Annotated in this window: 15 protein-coding genes; 9 read left to right on the top strand and 6 right to left on the bottom strand. The window is 65.4% G+C overall.

From position 1 onward, the window contains the following. Nucleotides 1-43 precede the first annotated feature (43 nt). The 6 genes from ACFFUC_RS15175 to iolB are packed head-to-tail and all read left to right on the top strand — an operon-like array spanning nucleotide 44 to nucleotide 7,384. Nucleotides 44-1,054, top strand: coding sequence for a Gfo/Idh/MocA family protein (locus ACFFUC_RS15175; protein WP_377687663.1), 1,011 nt, complete (start codon nucleotides 44-46; stop codon nucleotides 1,052-1,054). 7 nt (nucleotides 1,055-1,061) lie between these two features. After that, entirely contained in the window at nucleotides 1,062-1,862 is an 801-nt protein-coding gene (locus ACFFUC_RS15170) for a TIM barrel protein (protein ID WP_377687661.1), read from the top strand. 15 nt (nucleotides 1,863-1,877) lie between these two features. Next, nucleotides 1,878-3,779 (top strand): bifunctional 5-dehydro-2-deoxygluconokinase/5-dehydro-2-deoxyphosphogluconate aldolase, encoded by a 1,902-nt coding sequence (locus ACFFUC_RS15165; protein ID WP_377687659.1) that lies wholly within the window; start codon nucleotides 1,878-1,880, stop codon nucleotides 3,777-3,779. Continuing rightward, on the top strand, nucleotides 3,776-5,617 hold the full coding sequence (gene iolD, locus ACFFUC_RS15160) for a 3D-(3,5/4)-trihydroxycyclohexane-1,2-dione acylhydrolase (decyclizing) (protein ID WP_377687657.1): 1,842 nt from the start codon (nucleotides 3,776-3,778) through the stop codon (nucleotides 5,615-5,617). Before ACFFUC_RS15165 ends, iolD begins: the two co-directional genes overlap by 4 nt. A gap of 8 nt (nucleotides 5,618-5,625) precedes the next feature. Continuing rightward, nucleotides 5,626-6,519, top strand: coding sequence for a myo-inosose-2 dehydratase (iolE, locus tag ACFFUC_RS15155; RefSeq protein ID WP_377687655.1), 894 nt, complete (start codon nucleotides 5,626-5,628; stop codon nucleotides 6,517-6,519). A 58-nt stretch (nucleotides 6,520-6,577) separates the two neighbouring features. Continuing rightward, the gene (iolB, locus tag ACFFUC_RS15150; protein WP_377687653.1) at nucleotides 6,578-7,384 is read left to right on the top strand and encodes a 5-deoxy-glucuronate isomerase; all 807 of its coding nucleotides are present in this window, start codon (nucleotides 6,578-6,580) and stop codon (nucleotides 7,382-7,384) included. Nucleotides 7,385-7,496: 112 nt separating this feature from the next. On the opposite strand, the gene ACFFUC_RS15145 is transcribed toward iolB, so the two are convergent. The 4 genes from ACFFUC_RS15145 to ACFFUC_RS15130 are packed head-to-tail and all read right to left on the bottom strand — an operon-like array spanning nucleotide 7,497 to nucleotide 12,990. Further along, nucleotides 7,497-8,330 (bottom strand): ChaN family lipoprotein, encoded by an 834-nt coding sequence (locus ACFFUC_RS15145; RefSeq protein WP_377687651.1) that lies wholly within the window; start codon nucleotides 8,328-8,330, stop codon nucleotides 7,497-7,499. Next, nucleotides 8,327-9,031: a hypothetical protein gene (locus tag ACFFUC_RS15140; protein WP_377687650.1), complete on the bottom strand. Its 705-nt coding sequence runs from the start codon at nucleotides 9,029-9,031 to the stop codon at nucleotides 8,327-8,329. Before ACFFUC_RS15140 ends, ACFFUC_RS15145 begins: the two co-directional genes overlap by 4 nt. Further along, nucleotides 9,028-10,758, bottom strand: a complete 1,731-nt coding sequence (locus ACFFUC_RS15135) for an ABC transporter ATP-binding protein/permease (protein WP_377687649.1) — start codon at nucleotides 10,756-10,758, stop codon at nucleotides 9,028-9,030. Before ACFFUC_RS15135 ends, ACFFUC_RS15140 begins: the two co-directional genes overlap by 4 nt. A 3-nt stretch (nucleotides 10,759-10,761) precedes the next feature. Next, a complete protein-coding gene (locus ACFFUC_RS15130) occupies nucleotides 10,762-12,990 on the bottom strand; it encodes a TonB-dependent hemoglobin/transferrin/lactoferrin family receptor (RefSeq protein ID WP_377687647.1) in 2,229 nt (742 codons plus the stop codon). A gap of 389 nt (nucleotides 12,991-13,379) precedes the next feature. Here ACFFUC_RS15130 and ACFFUC_RS15125 point away from each other — a divergent pair, with 389 nt between their 5' ends. The 3 genes from ACFFUC_RS15125 to ACFFUC_RS15115 all read left to right on the top strand — a co-directional run bounded on the left by ACFFUC_RS15125 (nucleotide 13,380) and on the right by ACFFUC_RS15115 (nucleotide 16,950). Then, nucleotides 13,380-14,081 carry an MOSC domain-containing protein gene (locus ACFFUC_RS15125; RefSeq protein WP_377687645.1) on the top strand — a complete coding sequence of 234 codons (702 nt, stop codon included), beginning with the start codon at nucleotides 13,380-13,382 and terminating at the stop codon, nucleotides 14,079-14,081. A 185-nt stretch (nucleotides 14,082-14,266) separates the two neighbouring features. After that, entirely contained in the window at nucleotides 14,267-15,658 is a 1,392-nt protein-coding gene (locus ACFFUC_RS15120) for an aspartate ammonia-lyase (protein ID WP_377687643.1), read from the top strand. A gap of 188 nt (nucleotides 15,659-15,846) precedes the next feature. After that, nucleotides 15,847-16,950 (top strand): Hint domain-containing protein, encoded by a 1,104-nt coding sequence (locus tag ACFFUC_RS15115; protein ID WP_377687642.1) that lies wholly within the window; start codon nucleotides 15,847-15,849, stop codon nucleotides 16,948-16,950. A gap of 130 nt (nucleotides 16,951-17,080) precedes the next feature. Here the strand turns inward: ACFFUC_RS15115 and ACFFUC_RS15110 are convergent, their stop codons facing one another. Next, nucleotides 17,081-17,701 carry a L,D-transpeptidase gene (locus ACFFUC_RS15110; protein WP_377687640.1) on the bottom strand — a complete coding sequence of 207 codons (621 nt, stop codon included), beginning with the start codon at nucleotides 17,699-17,701 and terminating at the stop codon, nucleotides 17,081-17,083. Between the two features lie 96 nt (nucleotides 17,702-17,797). Further along, nucleotides 17,798-19,177 carry an ATP-binding protein gene (locus ACFFUC_RS15105; RefSeq protein ID WP_377687638.1) on the bottom strand — a complete coding sequence of 460 codons (1,380 nt, stop codon included), beginning with the start codon at nucleotides 19,175-19,177 and terminating at the stop codon, nucleotides 17,798-17,800. Nucleotides 19,178-19,180 lie beyond the last annotated feature (3 nt).

The following is a 19,180-nucleotide window of genomic DNA, read 5'->3' as shown; positions in this document are numbered from 1 at the left end:
ATATTTTCAGGGCCGCCAAAGCCCCCTACGGAGCAAGAACACCATGAGTTTGAAGATCGGAGTCATCGGCACCGGCGCCATCGGCCAAGATCACACCCGCCGCATCAATCAGGTGCTGTCGGGCGGCAAGGTGGTCGCGCTCAGCGATGTCAGCCGCCCCAATGTCGAGGCCTGCGCCGCGCAATATGCGCCGGATGCGCGCATCTTCGACGACCCGATCGCGATGATCAACGACCCCGAAATCGACGCGGTTCTGGTCTGCTCATGGGGCCAGACCCACGAGGAATATGTTCTGGCCGCCATCGCCGCCGGCAAGCCCTGCTTTTGCGAAAAGCCGCTGGCCACGACGGCTGCAGGGGCCGAGCGCATCGTCAAGGCCGAGGTCGCCTCGGGCAGGCGTCTGGTGCAGGTCGGCTTCATGCGCCGCTATGATCCGGGCTATCTGGCGCTAAAGAATGCGGTCCGCGACGTGACAGGCGCGCCCCTGATGGTCCATGCCGCGCACAGAAACCAGCGCGTCGGGGCGAATTACACCACGCCCATGGCGATCCACGACACCTTGATCCACGAGATCGACGTTCTGCGCTGGCTACTCGATGACGATTACGTCTCGGCGCAGGTTTTTTTCCCGCGCAAAAGTCCGCGTGCCCATGAAAAGCTGCGTGACCCGCAGATTGTCGTGCTGGAAACCGCGAAAGGCGTGGTCATCGACGTCGAGGTTTTCGTGAACTGCCATTACGGCTACGACATCCAATGCGAGATCGTGGGCGAGGACGGCATCGCCAAACTGCCCGAGCCGATGTCGGTCCAGACCCGCTCGAACGCCACGCTGTCCAATCCGATCCTGACCGATTGGAAGGACCGCTTCATCGACAGCTACGATTACGAGCTGGCCGATTTCCTCAAAGCCGCAGCGCAGGGTACCGCCGCCGGTCCGACCTCGTGGGACGGCTATGTCGCGGCCGTCACCGCCGATGCCTGCGTCGCCGCGCAAGAGGCCGAAGGCGTGCCGGTGCGCATCTCACTGCCCCAGCGCCCCGCGCTTTACAGCTGAGGCCGCCATGCGTTTTGCCCTCAACCATATCACCGCGCCCGCAATGCCCGTGGCGGAGTTCTTCGCCATGGCGACGCGGCTCGGGATCCGCGAGGTCGAGATCCGCAACGATCTGCCCGATGTGGTGGGCAGAATCGCGGCGCGCGACCTGCATGCCATGGCCGAGGATCGCGGCATCGCCATCCTCTCGATCAACGCGCTCTACCCGTTCAACCTCTGGTCGCCCGAACTGGGCGAGCGCGCCGCGCGCCTGGCCGATTATGCCGCCGAAGCGGGGATCGGCGCTTTGGTGATGTGTCCCCTCAACGAGGACCGCGCCGTCAGCCATTCGCAAAATGTCGAGGCGCTCGACAATCTGCGCCCGATCCTTGCCGCGCGGGGCATCAGGGGGCTGGTCGAGCCCTTGGGCTTTCCGCGATCGTCCTTGCGCCGCAAGGACGAGGCGATTGCCGCCATCACCGAGGCCGGCGGCTTCGGCGCCTTCGCCCTCCTCCACGACACGTTCCACCACCACCTCTCGGACGAAGCGGTGCTCTACCCCCACCGCACCGGCCTTGTGCATATCTCGGGCGTGATCGACCCAGACCTGCCCTTGGCCAAAATCGAGGACGAGCACCGCCAGCTTCTCGATGGTCGCGACATTCTGGGCAATATCGACCAGATCCGCGCGCTTCTTGCCGACGGCTATGACGGGCCTTTCAGCTTCGAGCCCTTCTCGCCCCTGACCCATGCCATCCCCAATATCGAGGCCGCCCTGCGCGCAAGCATGGGCTATGTGCAGCGCGCTCTCGCGCGGGATGCCTCCTGACGCGAAATGGACAAGATGACCAAGACCCTTGATCTGATCACCATCGGCCGCTCATCGGTCGATCTTTACGGCGCGCAGGTCGGCGGACGGCTCGAAGACATGCGCAGCTTCAACAAATATGTCGGCGGCTCGCCCACCAATATGGCGACGGGCACCGCGCGACTGGGGCTGAAATCGGCGCTGATCACCCGCGTCGGCGACGAGCATATGGGGCGCTTCCTGCTGGAAGAACTCGCCCGCGAAGGTGTCGATACCGGCGGCGTGGTGACCGACCCCGAGCGTCTGACCGCGCTTGTGCTGCTGGGCATCCGCAACGAGGACAGCTTCCCGCTGATTTTCTACCGCGAGAATTGCGCCGATATGGCGCTTTCCGAGGATGATATCGATCCCGATTTCATCGCCCGCGCCCGCGCGGTTGTGGCGACCGGCACCCATCTGTCGCATCCGCGCACCGAGGCCGCCGTCCTCAAGGCGCTGCGCCTTGCCCGCGAAAACGGTGCGCGCACCGCGCTGGATATCGACTACCGCCCCAACCTTTGGGGGCTGTCGGGCCATGGCGACGGGGAGAACCGCTTTATCGAAAGCGCCGCCGTCACCGCGAAGCTTCAGGCGCATCTGGCGCTGTTCGACCTGATCGTCGGCACCGAAGAGGAGTTCCACATCGCGGGCGGCAGCACCGACACATTGCAGGCGTTGCGCAATGTCCGCGCGGTCTCCAAGGCGGTGCTGGTGTGCAAACGCGGTGCGGCGGGGGCCGTGGCTTTCACCGGCGCGGTCGGGGATTGGTCCGACGGCCAGACCGGCCCCGGCTTCCCGATCGAGGTCTTCAACGTGCTGGGCGCGGGCGACGGCTTCATGTCGGGGCTTTTGAAAGGCTGGCTCGACGGCGAGGAATGGCCGGTCGCACTCAAATACGCCAATGCCTGCGGCGCCTTTGCGGTCAGCCGCCACGGCTGCACCCCCGCCTATCCCAGCTGGGAGGAGCTGCAGTTCTTCCTTGCGCGCGGCATCCGGCAAAAGGCCCTGCGCCAAGACAGCGAGCTTGCCCGCATCCACCGCGCGACGAACCTGCATCCCTTGCGCGGCGATCTGCGCGCCTTCGCCTTCGATCACCGCATGCAGTTCGAAGACATGGCGGGCGCGACCAAAGAGCGGATCGGTGCCTTCAAGGCGCTGTGCCTCGAAGCGACGCGACAGGTGCAGGACGGGCGCGAGGGCTACGGCATCCTTTGCGACGACCGGCTGGGCCGTCCCGCGCTTCATGCGGCATCCAGCAGCGGCCTTTGGGTCGGGCGTCCCGCCGAACTGCCGGGCTCGCGACCCCTGCGGCTGGAGCCGGAACTGGGTGCCTCGAACGAAGGACTGGTCGAATGGCCCGCGGGCCAGACCGTCAAGGTCCTGTGCTTCTGCCATCCCGACGACAGCCCCGACATGCGCGCCGATCAAGAGGCCACCGTCTCGCGGCTTTATGCGGCGGCGCGGGCCAATGATCTGGAGTTTCTGCTCGAGATCATCCCCTCCAAGGTCGCGCCGGTCGATGACGAGACCACCGCCCGCCTGATCGCGCGCTGGTACGAGATCGGCGTCTATCCCGATTGGTGGAAGCTCGAACCGCTGAAAACCGATGCGGCTTGGGAGCGGACCGTCAAGACGATCCTCGAACATGACACCTATCTGCGCGGCATTCTGGTTCTGGGCCTCGACGCCCCCGAGGCAGAGCTGGCCGCCAGCTTCGCCAAAGCGGCCCGCCACGAGCTGGTGCGCGGCTTTGCCGTCGGCCGGACCATCTTCGCGGATGTCGCGAAAGCATGGATGGCCCGCGAAATCGGCGACGAAGCCGCCGTCACAGCAATGGCCGACCGCTACCGCAGCCTGTGCGCGCTGTGGGATCAATCACGCAAGGAGGCGCAGGCATGAACGCGACCCGACCAACCACCATCCGCCTGACCGCCGCCCAAGCCATGGTGCGCTGGCTTTCGGTGCAAATGACCGAAGAAGGCGAGCGCTTCATCGACGGCGTCTGGGCGATCTTCGGGCACGGCAATGTTGCCGGTCTGGGCGAGGCTTTGCACGGGATCGGCGCGGATCTTCCGACGCTGCGTGGCCAAAACGAGCAGACCATGGCCCATGCCGCGATCGCCTATGCCAAGGCGCACAAGCGCAAGCGGGCGATGGCCGTGACTTCCTCCATCGGACCGGGGGCCACGAATATGGTGACGGCGGCGGCGCTTGCGCATGTGAACCGCCTGCCGGTCCTGCTGGTCCCCGGCGATGTCTTCGCCAACCGCCGCCCCGATCCGGTGCTGCAACAGATCGAGGACTTCGACGACGGCACGGTCTCGGCCAATGATTGTTTCCGCCCCGTCAGCCGTTACTTCGACCGCATCACCCGACCCGAGCAACTTCTGACCGCCCTGCCCCGCGCCATGCAGGTGATGACCGATCCCGCCAATTGCGGGCCGGTGACTTTGGCCTTCTGCCAGGACGTGCAGGCCGAGGGGTACGATTGGCCCGAGGCCTTTTTCACCCCGAAGATCTGGCGCATCCGCCGCCCCGTCCCCGATGCCTTCGAGATCGCCGAGGTCATCACCGCGATCAAATCCGCCAAAGCGCCGGTCATCGTCGCGGGCGGCGGGGTGATCTATTCGGGGGCCGAAACCGCGCTTCTGGATTTCGCCAGAAAGCACCGCATCCCCGTGGTCGAGACGCAGGCGGGCAAATCCGCGCTCGATTGGGCCGAGCCGCTGAACTTCGGCGCGATCGGCGTGACCGGCACCGATGCGGCCAATGCGGTCGCGGCAAGGGCCGATGTGGTGATCGGGATCGGCACGCGCTTTCAGGACTTCACCACCGCCTCGTGGTCGGGCTTTTCCAACCCCGAACGGCGGCTGATCTCGATCAACGTGACCGGCTATGATGCGGCCAAACACGGCGCGATGCCGCTGGTCTCGGATGCCCGCGTCGCGATTGCGCGGATAGCGGCCGCGCTTGGCGATCAGGTCTTCCCCGAACCCGATGCGGCCCTGCGCGAGGATTGGTATGCCCGCGCCGATGCGGTTCTGGCGGCCCCGAACCATGACGGACTGCCCTCGGATGCGCAGGTGATCGGCGCGGTCCAGCGGCAAGCCTTGCCCGCGACCGTGGTAATGTGCGCGGCCGGCACCATGCCCGGCTCGCTCCATACGCTGTGGCGGGCCCATGCGGGCGGCTATCACATGGAATACGGCTATAGCTGCATGGGCTATGAAATCGCCGGTGCCATGGGGATCAAAATGGCGCGCCCCGATGCGGATGTGGTCTGCATGCTCGGTGACGGCAGCTATATGATGGCCAATAGCGAGCTTGCGACCGCCGTGATGCTGGGCCTGCCCTTCACCATCGTTTTGACCGACAACCGCGGCTACGGCTGCATCAACCGGCTGCAACAGGGCACCGGCGGCGAGGCCTTCAACAACCTTTACGCCAGCTCGAATGTCGCGACCCAGCCCGAGATCGACTTTGTCGGCCATGCCCGCGCCATGGGGGCCCATGCCGAAAAAGCGGGCTCCATCGCCGAACTCGAGGCCGCGATTGCCGCCGCCCGCACCCGCCCCGCGCCCAGCGTGATCGTCATCGACACCGAGGCCGTGACCGGCACCGGCATCGGCGGCGCATGGTGGGATGTTGCCGTCCCCGAGGTCGGCACGACCGAGAAACTGCGCGCGGCCCGCGCGGAATACGAAACCCGAACAGCCCGTCAGCGGCTGGTGAATTGAGGCAGATCATGATCCTTTTCGGAACCAACCCCATCGCCTGGTCCAATGACGACGACCAGACCATCGGCGCCCATCTGAGCCTTGACGACTGCCTGTCCGACTGCCGCGCCATCGGCTTCGACGGCATCGAAAAGGGCCATAAGATGCCCAATGACGGCGGCGAGCTGAAGGCGAAGCTGGGCGAGTACGGGCTGAAATTCGTCGGCGGCTGGCACTCGACCAACCTGCTCGTGAATGATGTCGCGACCGAGATCGCAGCGATGCAGGTCTTTATCGACATGCTGAAAGCGGCGGGTTCAAAGACGCTGATCGCGGCCGAGACCTCGAACACCATTCACGGCACGGACGGGATCGGGCTGAACGACCGGCCCGTGATGTCCGAAGCAGAATGGGCGCGCTTTGCGACGGGCCTCACCGCTTTGGCCGAAGAGGCCGCGCGGCAGGGGATCGATCTGTGCTATCACCACCATATGGGCACGGTGATCCAGACCGAGGCCGAGATCGACCGCCTCATGGCCGAAACCGGACCGGCGGTGAACCTGCTGCTTGATACCGGTCATTGCCTGTACGGCGGCGGCGATCCGGCGCGGGTGGCCGCCAACCACATGGCCCGCGTGCGCCACATCCACGCCAAGAACATCCGCCCCGCCCTGATGGCCGAGGTTTTCGCCCGGAACCTCTCGTTCATCGAGGGGGTGCGGCGCGGGGTCTTCACCGTTCCGGGCGATCCCGAGGGCATTGTCGACTTTCCCCCCGTCCTGCGCGAGGCCGCGAAGGCCGGCTATCAGGGCTGGCTGGTGATCGAAGCCGAACAGGATTCGGCGGTGCGCAATCCGCTGTTTTACCAGACCATGGGTTCCCGCGCCCTCAAGGAGATGGCGGCCGCGGCGGGTCTGTCGTGAGTTCGGGTATTCTCATGATGAAGAAAGCGCCGGCTTCGTGCGGCGGGAAGGAATGGTCATGACTTTGTTGCGCAAGCCCTTGGGGGCCTCGGGCCTTGTCCATCACATCACCCCCGAGAATGCCGGTTGGGGCTATGTCGGTTTCGATCTGTGGCGGTTGGCTGAGGGAGAGGACGCAAGCGGAACCACCGGCGGGCGCGAGGTGATCCTCGTTTTGGTCGAGGGCAAGGCCCACATCCGTGCCGCGGGCCGCGATTGGGGCGTGATGGGCGAACGGCTTTCGGTTTTCGAGAAAAGCGCGCCCCATTGCCTGTATCTTCCGCCCGGTGCGGATTGGCAGGCGGTGGCCGAGGGGCCGGTCGTTCTGGCAGTCTGTTCGGCCCCCTCGCAGGGCGGGCATCCGGCGCGCCGCATCGGCCCCGAAGGGATCACGTTGACCCAGCGCGGCATTGGCGGGAATACGCGTTTCATCAACAATATCGCGATGGAAAACGAGGATTACGCCGACAGCCTTTTGGTGACCGAAGTCTTCACCCCCTCGGGGAACTGGTCCTCTTATCCGCCGCATCGTCATGACGAGGATGATTTCCCGAACATGACCTATCTCGAGGAGACCTATTACCACCGCCTCAACCCCGCGCAGGGCTACGGCATCCAGCGGGTGTTCACCGAGGACGGCAGTCTGGACGAGACCATGGCGGTTTCCGATGGCGATGTCGTTTTGGTGCCGAAAGGCCATCATCCCTGCGGCGTGCCCTATGGTTACGAGATGTATTACCTGAACGTCATGGCGGGGCCGATCCGCAAATGGCGTTATAAAAACCACCCAGATCACGACTGGATCTGGCAGCGCGACAACGCCTGAGCCACCGGCTCGGGCGGCCCCGCAGGGGGAGCTGCGGGGCCGCCTTCCCCTCGCGCGCCGCATCGGCAGCGGTATGGCGCGGAGGGGTTGGGGAACGGATGCAGGCCGGAGTTCAGCCGCGCGGAGTGGATTCGATGCGCGCCTCGGGATCGGGAAGGCGGAAGGCGGCATCCGCCGCGCCTTGCGCGAGCGCCGGATCATCGGCGCTTTGCGGGATCAGCGCACGGGAATCGTAGCTGCCGAAATCGGCGAGCTGCCAACCGACGCCGCCTCCCCATTGCAGATGGCCCATGCCGATCACGCCCAGCACCAACGGACGGCCCTCACGCTGGCTCGCCTGATGGATGCGGGTCGCGAAGCTGCGGTCCCAGACCTCTTGCGCGCGCACGAAGCGGTCGAAGGCGGGATCATCGGGCGAGGTGGTCTTGCGGTTCGGCGCACCGCCGCCCGTCAGCTCGAAGATGAAGCGGCGGTAAGCGGGCGAGGATGGCCGCGCCGGTGTCAGCCCTTCGCGCGCATCCTCGGGGACGGCCTCCCAGCCGCCGGCGCCGACCTCGCGCACGAGATCGCGGCGGCAGTTGAGGCCGACCATCGCCACGCCCGTCTCGCGGCAGAAACGGAAGATCGGCATGTAGATGTCGATCGGAAAGCCCCAAACGGTTTTCCATTCGACGCGGTCGTGAAACATCTCTTCGGAGAGATCGCCGGCCACCCATTCGGCCAGAACCGGATCAAGGCGGGCGGGAAACATCTCGAATCCCATGACGATCTCGCGATGCGCGGCAAGGCCCGCCGCGACATGCATCTGCCAGCGGTGATGCGCGGGGCGGTCGTGACGCTCGCCCAGAAGCACGACATCGGCGCGGGCAAGATCGCTCATCAGCGCGGCATGGGCGACGGGTTCGCCGGTCGCGACCATGGTCCAGGGCGAGACGGGCGCGCTCATGCGAAGGCCTGCGAGATCAGGCGCAGTCCGGTGGGTGTCCCGCCCTCGCCCAAGGCGATCTTTTCGCCCTGCCCGTCGCGCCAGCCCGAAACCGTGCCGCCCGCAAGGTGGAGATGGAAATCCGCCGTCATGACGTTGAGAAAGCCCATCGCGGGTTTCACCGCCTCGATCACGCCGCGCCATTGCTGGTCGAACCCCGCGCGGCTCATGGCGATGACCACTTCGGCACCCCTGTCCTGCAAGGTCTGGAACGGGGCAAGCGCCGCATCATCCTCGGCCAGATCCGCGCGCTTTTCGCTCTCGGGCTTTTCGGGCGCGGGGATGGTGCTTTGGCCGAGATCCGCCAGCGCGGCCTCGAAGGGCTCGGCCCCGCCCATGCCGACGACCGAGAGCACGACGTCGCCCGCACCGTCCAGAAATTCGAGGCGGGGGAAGCTTTTGCCGTTCATGACCGAGCTGCGGTCGATCTCGACCCGCGCCAGTGCGTCGGGGTCGATGCGCGCATCATGGCAATCGCCCGACAAGGTGATCCGGCCGCCATCGGTGCTTACCGCTTCGACCGCACCGATCCGCTCATGGGTCACGCCATGGGCGCGCAGGATGACCATGAGCCGCCCGATCGCAGGCAGTTGGCGCAACGTATCGAGCGGTGTGGCGGCTAGAACGGCGCGCGGCGGCAGGTCTGTGATGGTATCGGTCATGCGGTTTTCCTTTCCGGCCCCTGCGAGCCGAGATGCAAAGTGTCGTCCAGCGCGATACCCGCAGGCAGGCGGTGGGCGACCATGATGAAAGTCGTGTCGGGCAGCTCGGCCGCGAGCCAGCCCAGAAGATCGCCCTCGGCTGCGGGATCGAGCGCCGAGGTCGCCTCGTCCATCAACAGCCAATCCGGGCGCAGAAGGACGGCGCGGGCAAGGCCCAGCCGCTGGCGCTCGCCCATCGACAGGCCGGTCAGCGAGGTCTCGATCATCTCGGGGTCGAGACGGTGCCCCAGCCCGAGCCGCGTCAGAACCGCGCGCAGCCGCGCCGGATCGTGGCGGGCGGGATCCTCGGGGTGGCAGGCGGCGGCAAGGATCGCATCGGCCAGAACCGGCGCGCCCGCAGGCAGCAGGACCATGCGGCCTTTGGGCAGGGTGATGCGCCCCTCGCCCCAGTGCCAGTAGCCCGCGATTGCCGACAAAAGCGTGGTTTTGCCCTGCCCCGAGGCCCCCGCGAGCCACAGCCGCGCGCCGCGCCGGACCTGATAGCCCGCGATCTTGTCGAGCCAGCGTCCGTCGGGCGTCGCCAGCCGCACCCCTTCCAGCCGCAGGCTGCCGTCGTTCGACATCTCGCGGCGCAAAAGCCGTGGCGCGGTCGGCAGGGGGCGCGGGTCGCGTGCTGCGGCCATCAGCCCGTCCAGCCGCTCGCATACCGCCACGAATTCCGAGAGGTCGCGGTAGTTGAAGATGAACCAGCTCAGCGTCGTCGTGACCTGCGTAAAGGCCGAGGCGAGCTGCATCATCCCGCCCAAAGTGAGCGCGCCCGCCAGATAGGCCGGCAGGGCAAGAAAGGTCGGCACCCGCATCACGGTCTGGAAATAGGGCCGGTTGAACAGCCCCATGATCAGCTCGCGCCGCATGATCAGATGCCAGTTGTCGCGGATCGCTGCGAAACGGGCGGCAAGGCGGCGTTCTTCGGCCTCTTCGCCGCCGGTCATGGCGACCTGATCGGCGCTGTCGCGCAACCGCACGAGAGCATGGCGGAAATCGCCCTCGACCCGTTCACGCGCGAAGTAAAGCCCCTTGAGCGGGCGGCCGAGCAGATGGGTGATCACGCTGGCCAGCGCGACATAGAGCGGCGCCAGCCAGAACATGTAATGCGCGATCTCGATCTCTAAACCGAAAGCGGCAAAGCGCAGCGCAAAGCCCGACAGCGACCACAAAAGCGCGACATAAGAGACGATCGCCACCGCCTGCGAGATCAGCTCGAGCGTGAATTCCAGAAAGCGGCGGACGAAAAGCGCGCAATCCTCGGCGATGCGCTGGTCGGGGTTCTCGACCGGCGTCACGCCGTAACCCGGCCGCAGCATCCAATAGGCCCGATTGCCGAGCCAGAGCGCCAGTGCCTGCCCCGTCAATCTTTCGCGCAGACGGATCACCAGCCCTTTGTTGAGGTAATCGGCAATGAGCCAAGCCCCCGCCGAAGCCGCCGTCAGCGCGACGAAAACGCCGACCTGACGCAGGACCTCGGGGGTGTCGACCTGTTCGAGCGCGTCAAAGAAATCGCGGCTCCAGGTGATCTGCTTCAACGAGATCCAGACGCCGAGAAAGTTGAGGGACAGGATCGCGCCGTAAAGCGCGATCCCCCGCCAGGCCGCGGGGCCCGAGCTTGCGGCATAGGCCAGCCGCCCCGCCCGTCCGATGGTCAGCCCGAGGCCCGACTTGCCCGCCATTCCCTAGAACCGCATGTCGATCGAGGCGGTAAAGAACCGGCCCGGTGCGGTCTGGAGCTCCAGCGGATTCTGCGCCGCAACCGCCGGGCTGGGATTGACCCCGTAACTCACCGCATTCGCGTCGAAATAGCGTTTGTCGAAGAGGTTCTGGACGCCGAGGTTCAGCACGGCTGTCTCGGTCAGGTTCCACGAGGCGAAGGCATCGATCACGCCGTAGCCTGCGGGTTTGAAATCATCCTCTTCGGCGGTTTCCTTGACGCGGCTGGCGAAAGTGCCGATGACCTCGAAGCTCAGATCGGGCGTCGCATCCCAAGCCAGACCGACCACGCCGGTCAAAGGCGCGAGGTTGTGCGGGGTCTCCTCGGCGCCCGCCTCGGCGCGCTGGCGGCCCTTTTGCCATGCCGCCGATGCGGTCACGCGCAGATCGTCGCGGATCTGGTAGGCCCCCTCCAGCTCGACACCCCAGACCTTGACCGACGAGAGGTTGCGGTAGGTGTAAACCGTCGTGTTCGGCGGATTATAGAAGCTTTGGATAAAGTTGTCGTAATTCGCGCGGAAGGCCGTGATACCGAAGCTCGACTTTTCACCCTGATGACGCAGGCCCAGCTCGTAGCTGTCGACCTTTTCGGGTTTGAGATCGGGCGCGGGGATCTGGTCGAAGAAGGTACCCGGCACCGAGGTGTAAAGCTGCTGTGCGGTCGGCATTTTGAAGCCCTGACCGAAGTTCGCCCAAACCGTATACTGGTCGTTGAGGTGGTACATCGCGCCGAAGCTGCCCAGAACCTCGTGGTCCGACCGCTCGCGCGGCTCGTAGCCGGTGACGACCTGATAATCGGCATTCGGGTTGGGGTCGATCTTGTAGGTCGCAAATCGCAGGCCCGGCGTCAGTTCCAACCTGCCTTCGGCCAGCGTGATATGGTCCTGCACATAAAGATCGGCGCGGCGGGTCTCGGAATTGGCGAAGTTGAAACCGCCCGCGCGGACCTCGGTCACGGTGCCGAGGGTCAGGTTGCGGGTGATGTCGAGACGGCTGTAATCGGTCTTGGTCAGATCGCCGTCAAAGCCCCAGGTGACGACGTGATCCGCCCCGCCCGTTGCAAAGCGCGAAACCGCCTGAATGTCGAGTTCGTAGAATTTCTCGGAATAATCGAGCCGGTCGTTGAGGATGACCTCCTGACCGCTGGTGTTGCGGCTCCATTTCTGGCCGCGGCGGCTGGTGCTGTAGGGCGTATAGGAGAAGGTGGTGCGGACCTCGTCGACAAAGCCGTTTTCCGGCGTCCAGAGATGCTCGATGCCGTAGTGATGGCGTTTGACGGTCAGCGCGCGGTCATAGCCGTAAACCATCTCGCCGGTCGGAAGGCCCGTGATCGAGTTCAGCGTCGCGCCAAGCTGTGCCTTTTGCACGACATCGGTCTGCCGGTTCAGCAGATCGGCCGAGAAGCTCAGCTTGTGCTCGTCCGAGGGCTCCCAGACCAGCTTCGCCAGCAAGCGGTTCGCGGCGATATCGGCAGGGTTCAGACGGTCGCAGGCAATCGCGCCATGCGCCGTATCGCGCGGACAGCCGTAAATTCCGCCGTCGGCGCGGGCATTCGACAGCTCTATCTCGTGTCCGTCGGTGCGCGCGATCCCGATCAAAGCGGTCAGATCGGGCGAGAAACGCTGCGCGAAAGCGACCGAGGCGCTGCTTTGGTCATTGACCGAATCGAAGGCCAGACGGCCGATACCGGCGCGGTCTTGCCCCTGCAACACATCCTCGGGGTCGATGGTGGTGAAGGCCACGACCCCGCCAAGCGCATCCGAACCCCACAGGACCGAGGACGGCCCTTTGACCACATCGACCTGTTTGATGAAGTTGAAGTCGAAATAGTCGCGGGTGCCGTCGGTGATGCGCTCGGCCACGCGCGAGCCGTCGATCATCATCTGGACGCGGTTGCCGCTGACGCCGCGGATGGTCACGCCGCTGAAAGTGGCGAAAGGATCGGTCGCGCTGGTGGTGCGCGTCACGTTCACACCGGGCATGTAGCGCACCATGGATTGCAGGCTGTCCTGGCCGCGCGCCTCGAGCGTGCCGCCGTCGACCACGGTGATCGAGGCCGCGACATCGCTGACCGAGGCCTCCTGCCGCGTCGCGTAGATCGTGACCGGATCAAGCATGACAGGCCCGTTTCCGGCCTTGTCGGTGGTGGTGGGGGCGGTGGTTTGACCGGCCTCGGCCGCTCTGTCCTGAGCCATGACCGCCCCGTGCAGGGGCATCAGAAAAGCTGTCGTCGCCCACAAAGTGGCAACAACGCGGGATTTGCGAAACATATCTTCCTCATTCGCTTGCTGGTGTCGGGAGAGCTGGCGAAAAAGGCTAGCAAGGGCTTCTTGGTCCCTTTGTTGATGCCCGAGCAGTTACCTGACAGTTATTATCAAGTAAATCCTTAACGCTTGTATTCGCTTAAAATCGCGCCACCGTTGCGCGAAAGCCCCGCCAGCCACCCAGCCCCGATTTCCGGCGCGTCTTTCCCGCGCGGGAGAGGCAAACCGACGCAGGCGCGGTTAAAGCTTGCAGCTTGGTCGCGAAAAGACTGCAATCGCGCCAAGGTTTCAGCCGCCGGTCCGGCGCAAGCGAGGGGCAGATGACAGCGTGGACGACAACGTTCCAGATCAGCGAGTTGCGCATCGGCCGCGCGCGTCCCTTCGGCCCCAAAGGCGTGCCGAGCGCCATCGACAAACAACCCGCCACCGGCGCGCTCGAGGCGGGAGCGCTCGGGCTTGCGGGCGACGAACAGGGCGATCCGCGCCACCACGGCGGCCCCGACAAGGCGATCCACGCCTATGCGCGCGCCAATTACGCGATCTGGCGGCAGGATCTTCCCGATAAAGCAGCGCATTTCCGCGCCGGCGGCTTTGGCGAGAATCTCGTGGTCGAGGGGATCGACGAAAGCGGGATCTGTCTGGGCGATCTGTGGCAAGTCGGCGGCGCGGTCCTGTCGGTTTCGCAGGGACGCCAGCCCTGCTGGAAGCTGAACCTGCGCTTCGATCAGCCCGATATGGCGCGGCGCGTGCAGGAAAGCGGGCGCACCGGCTGGTACTTCCGCGTCGCGGAGGCAGGCCCGATCCGCGCGGGCGATAGCGGCAGATTGATCGGACGGCCCCACCCCGAATGGCCGCTGACCCGCGTCTCTCACCTGCTGTACCACGACCGGATGAACCGCGCGGCGCTTGCCGATCTGGCCGCCCTGCCCGATCTGCCCGAGAACTGGCGCAGGCTGGCCGAGGCGCGTCTGGCCAACGGCAAAACCGAGGACTGGTCGCGCCGGATCGACACGCCGCAATAGGCTTTTCGCGCGCCGCGAGCGCAAATGGCGCGAAATTAATCACTTGCCCTGATTTTGCGCATACACCTTTCGGTCACGAAACTGTAATCTTGCCGCAGGCATGGCCCATTCCGAAACGGCATTGGCGCATGCACTGGCGAAACGCCACATCTTCAAAAAGCAAGATAACGGAAGGCTGGGCTCACATGAGCAGAACTGAACATGACCTGATCGGTGACCGCGACGTCCCTGACGACGCATATTGGGGCGTGCACACGCTGCGCGCGGTCGAAAACTTCCCGATCTCCGGCCACAAGATCGGCGCCTGCGCCGAGCTGGTCGACGCGCTCGCTGCCGTCAAAGAGGCCTGCGCCGCCGCCAACCGGGAGCTTGGCCTTCTCGCGCCCGAGCTCGCCGCCGCGATCATCTCGGCTGCACAAAAAATCCGCAACGGCGCGCTGCACGACCAGTTCGTCGTGGATATGATCCAAGGTGGTGCGGGCACCTCCAGCAATATGAACGCCAACGAGGTGATCGCCAATCTCGCGCTCGAGACCCTCGGCAAGGCCAAGGGCGATTACGCCGTTCTGCACCCGAACGAGCATGTCAATCTGGGCCAGAGCACCAACGACGTTTACCCCTCGGCGCTGAAAATCGCGCTGATCTTCATGCTGCGCCGCCTTGATGTCGCCATTGCCGAGCTGGAGCAAAGCTTCGCCGGCCGCGCCGAGGCCTTCGCGGGCATTATCAAAATGGGCCGTACCCAGTTGCAGGACGCGGTTCCGATGACCCTCGGTCAGGAATTCGCCACCTATGCCGCGATGATGGCGGCCGAGCGCAGGGCGCTCAAAGCGCTGGAAGAAGAGCTGACGGTCCTCAACCTCGGCGGCACCGCGATCGGGACCGGCATCACCGCCCATCCCCGCCTTGGTGATCTGACCACGACCCATCTCGCCGCGATCACCAGCCTGCCGCTGACGCTCGCCGCCGACCGGATCGCGGCAACGCAGGACACCGGCGTTTTCGTCTCGGTCTCGGGCGCGCTCAAGCGTCTGGCGGTCAAGCTGTCCAAGATCTCGAACGACTTGCGCCTGCTGTCGAGCGGCCCGCGCGCGGGTCTGGGCGATTTCGATCTGCCCGCCCGTCAGGCCGGTTCCTCGATCATGCCGGGCAAGGTCAATCCGGTCATCCCCGAGGTCGTCAACCAAGTCTGTTTCGAGGTCATCGGCGCCGATATGGCGATCACCATGGCGTCCGAAGCGGGCCAGCTGCAGCTCAACGCCTTCGAGCCGGTGATGTTCGCCAGCATCGAGCGCTCGATCCGCCACCTCGAAGGCGCGATGCAGACCTTGGCGCGCAATTGCGTCAACGGCATCACCGCCGATGCCTCGGCTCTGAAAGCAACGGTCGAGCATTCGATCGGTATCGTCACCGCGCTGACCCCCTATATCGGCTATGTCCGCGCGACCGAAGTTGCACTGAAGGCCCACCAGTCGGGTCTGGGCGTGGTCGAGATCGTGCTGGACGAGAAGCTGATGGACAAGGAAACGCTCGAGGCCGCGCTGGCATCCTCGCTGGTGCTGGGCAAAGCCGCCTGATCCGCGACAAGCGGTTGAATCCGCAAGAAAGCGGCCGGTCATGGATCGGCGCAAGGGGGCTTCGGCCCCCTTGTTTCATGGTCGGGGCAGCACAGATAGAAACAATAAGCATGCTGTGTTTTGTTCGTTATGGACAAGGCTGGTGATCGCGATAAATCTCTCCCCGACGGAAACAGGGGAGACGGGTCTTGGCCATACTCAATGATGTCACGCGACTGTTGGACGGATTGCCCTCCACGGGGGATGTGATCACCCCCCAGGGCAGCGGAGCCCCTCCCGGTTTCGGCAAGATGCAGGACAACGTCCAGATCGACCTTGCCGATCCGGCGATGATCCAGCAGGGCGACGTGCTGCATTGGCAGGGCGCGAGCTATGCCGTCAGCCAAATCTATGAGGCCGATCTTGTTTGGGAATCGATGAACACCGGCCTCTCCGAGACCGGTATCTTCAGCTATATCGTTCAACTTGCCGTCCCGCAGGATCCTGCGAAGACCCTGACGATCTGGCTCCCGGAAGATAATAGGCTTCCTCTCAACTACGACCTGCCCTTCCTGCCGCCCGCCACACAGATACAGGGCACAGCCGCATCGCTGGAAGTGCGCGGGCTCACCCCGATCACCTCCATCCCTTGGGAGGACGTCGCCCTGAACGACAATATCGACACGATTTGCTTTGCCGATGACGCGATGATCGAGACAGCCGCAGGGCCGGTCGCGGCAGGAGCGCTGCGCAAGGGCGATCTGGTCATGACGCGGGATGCCGGGCTCCAGCCGATCCGCTGGATCGCGGCTCGCCGGATCGGTGCGCGCGCACTGGCGCGGCAGCCCCATCTCGCACCGGTCCTGATTAGCGCCGGAGCTTTGGGGGCGGGCCTTCCGGCCAGAGATTTGCGGGTCTCGCCCCAGCACCGCATCCTCGTGCGCTCGGCCATTGCGCAGCGCATGTTCGGCGCGCAAGAGGTGCTCGTCGCGGCCAAACAGCTGTCGGGCCTCGACGGGATCCGGTCGCTGCCGGCGACGGATGAAGGCGGGGACGGGATCACCTATGTCCATTTCCTCTTCGACGCCCATCAGATCATCTATGCCAACGGCGCCGAGGCGGAATCGCTTTACACGGGTCCGGCCGCCCTGCGCACGCTTGGCCCCGCGGCCTTGCGCGAAATCCACACGCTGTTCCCCGAACTCGCAGAGGCGACGGATCCGCCCCGCCCCGCGCGCCCGCTGATCGCCGGCCGCGAGGGCCGCAGCCTCGCCGCCCGCCATATGCGCAACAGCAAACCGCTGCTTGGCTGAACCGCCCCGAACGGAAAAGGGCGCGCGAAAATAGAAAGGCGGCTGCATCCCGACAGCCGCCTTTCCCCGTGATGGACCGCCCGCGGGCAGCTTGCTGAAACGGTCCAAACCGGATCGGGGGGCGCGCCCCTTAGATCAACAGCACCTGCGTTCCGACCTTCGCCAAATCATAGAGCTGCTTGATGTGTTCGTTATAAAGCCCGATGCAGCCGTTCGAGGATTTCCGCCCGATCTTGCGCGTGTCGTGGGTGCCGTGGATGCGGTAATACTGCCAGCTCAGCCACAGGGAATGCGTGCCCATCGGATTGTTGGGATCGCCCGGCGCGACGAAATCGGGCCATTCGGGGTTCGATTTCTTCATCGAGGGCGTCGGCGCCCAGCTTGGCCCCTCGACGCGTTTGATGATCTCGGTCCGGCCAAGGCGCGTCAAATCCTCGCTTGCGGGGATCGAGCTGGGAAAGAGGCGGTAGACCGTCTCGTCCTCGGACCAGAAATGCACCACGCGCGAGGTCAGATCGCACAGGATCGCCCCTTTCGCGAGGGTCTCGAAATGGGGACGCCAATCCTGCGCGGTGAAGGACGAGGCATTGCGGCGCTGCTCGGCATTGGGGTCGTATTGCACGCCGGAATCGTAGATCGACTGCGCCAAAGCGGGGGCGGCCAGCCCCGAAACCATGGTTCCCGCCGCAGCACCTGCCGCCACAAGCGTGCCGGTGCCCAAAAGGCGGCGTCGGGAAATTTCTCGGGTCATTCCTGCTCTCCTCGAGGGTTCTTCTTTTCCCGAGAAATCGCGCAACAGGCTTAAGCCAGCCTTAAGAACGGCTTGCGCGCCATCACAGCCGCGCGATCACGCCCCTGCCGGCGCTACGGGAAAATCGAGGATTGCGACCGTCCCGCCCGAAGTACCGCCGTCGAGCGTGAAACTGCCGCCCAGACGTGCCATCGCCGCCGCCGTGATCGAAAGGCCGAGGCCGCTGCCACTCTCCCAGCCCGCGCGACCGCGAAAAAAGCGCTCCGTCGCGCGCTGCCGCTCTTCGGGCGTGAGGCCGGGGCCCTCATCGCGGATCGACAGCCGCCACAGCGTGCCTTGGCCGCTTTCCGCAACCTGCGCCAATGCAAAGCGCAGCGTCGCCCCCTTTGGCGAGGCGAGAATCGCATTCTCCACAGGATTGCGCAAAGCGACCCAGATCAGAAAGCGCGGGGCGGAAAGGGGCGCGGGATGTCGGGGCAGATCGGTCTCGACCTGCAAGCCGCGCGCTTCGGCCAAGGGCGAAAGATCGGCGATCACCGCGCGCAGAACCTCGGCCAGTTCGAGCGGCTCGTCGCAATCCGCGCCATCCGCCCCGCCATCGACCGAAGCGAGATCCAGCAGCTGGCGCACGACATGATCGGTACGCCGCACCGCACCTATAATCTGTGCCAAGGCCGCCTCGCGCATGGCGGGATCGCTGGCGCGCTGTGCGATCTGGGCCTGCGCCGAAATCCCCGCCAGCGGCGTTTTCAGCTCGTGGGCGGCATAGGTGGTAAAGCTGCGCTCGCGGTCGCGGTCACGGCTGACGCGGTCGAAGAGATCGTTGAGCGCCGTGACGACGGGGCGCAATTCGGTCGCGCGCGGCGCGGGTCCGATCGGGGTCAGATCATCGGATTTGCGCCGCCGCAGCTCGCCCGCAATCCCCGTCAAAGGCGCGAGGCCGCGCCCGACCACCACCCAGATCAGCCCCGCCAGCAGCGGCAGGATCACAAGCGCGGGCACGGCCAGCCCCGTCACGACATCGCGCACCAGCCGGTCGCGCATGATCACGCGGTCGCCGACCATCACGCGCACCCCCAGCTCGGCGTTGACGGCGGTATAGACGCGCCAATGCTCTCCCTCGATCTCGCTGTCGCTGAAGCCCTCGGCCCCGGGCGACAGGGGCGTGTTTGGTGCGGCACCCGACTGGCCGACCAGATCGCCCTTGAGCGACCAGAGCTGGCAAAAGAGATGCTGGTCATATTCGCCCGAAGGCTGGTGCGGGAGCTCGAAAGCGGTCGGCCCCTCGCCCGATTGCAGGTCGATCCGGCGGTCCGAGAGCAGCGACGAGACCATCCGCGCCGCCTCGGCCAGACGCGCATCCAGCGCCTGCTCCACCCGCGCCCGCGTCGAGGTCTGGATCCAGACCATCGCCGCCACCCAGACGATGCCGGTCGCGAGAATGAGGATGAGCGCGAGGCGGCGGCGCAGCGACATCAC

Origin of the sequence: Paracoccus cavernae (genome assembly GCF_042430175.1) — a bacterium.
Taxonomy (GTDB): domain Bacteria; phylum Pseudomonadota; class Alphaproteobacteria; order Rhodobacterales; family Rhodobacteraceae; genus Paracoccus; species Paracoccus cavernae.
The sequence above is the reverse complement of the archived record's forward strand: the minus strand, read 5'-3'. Positions and strand labels throughout refer to the sequence as shown.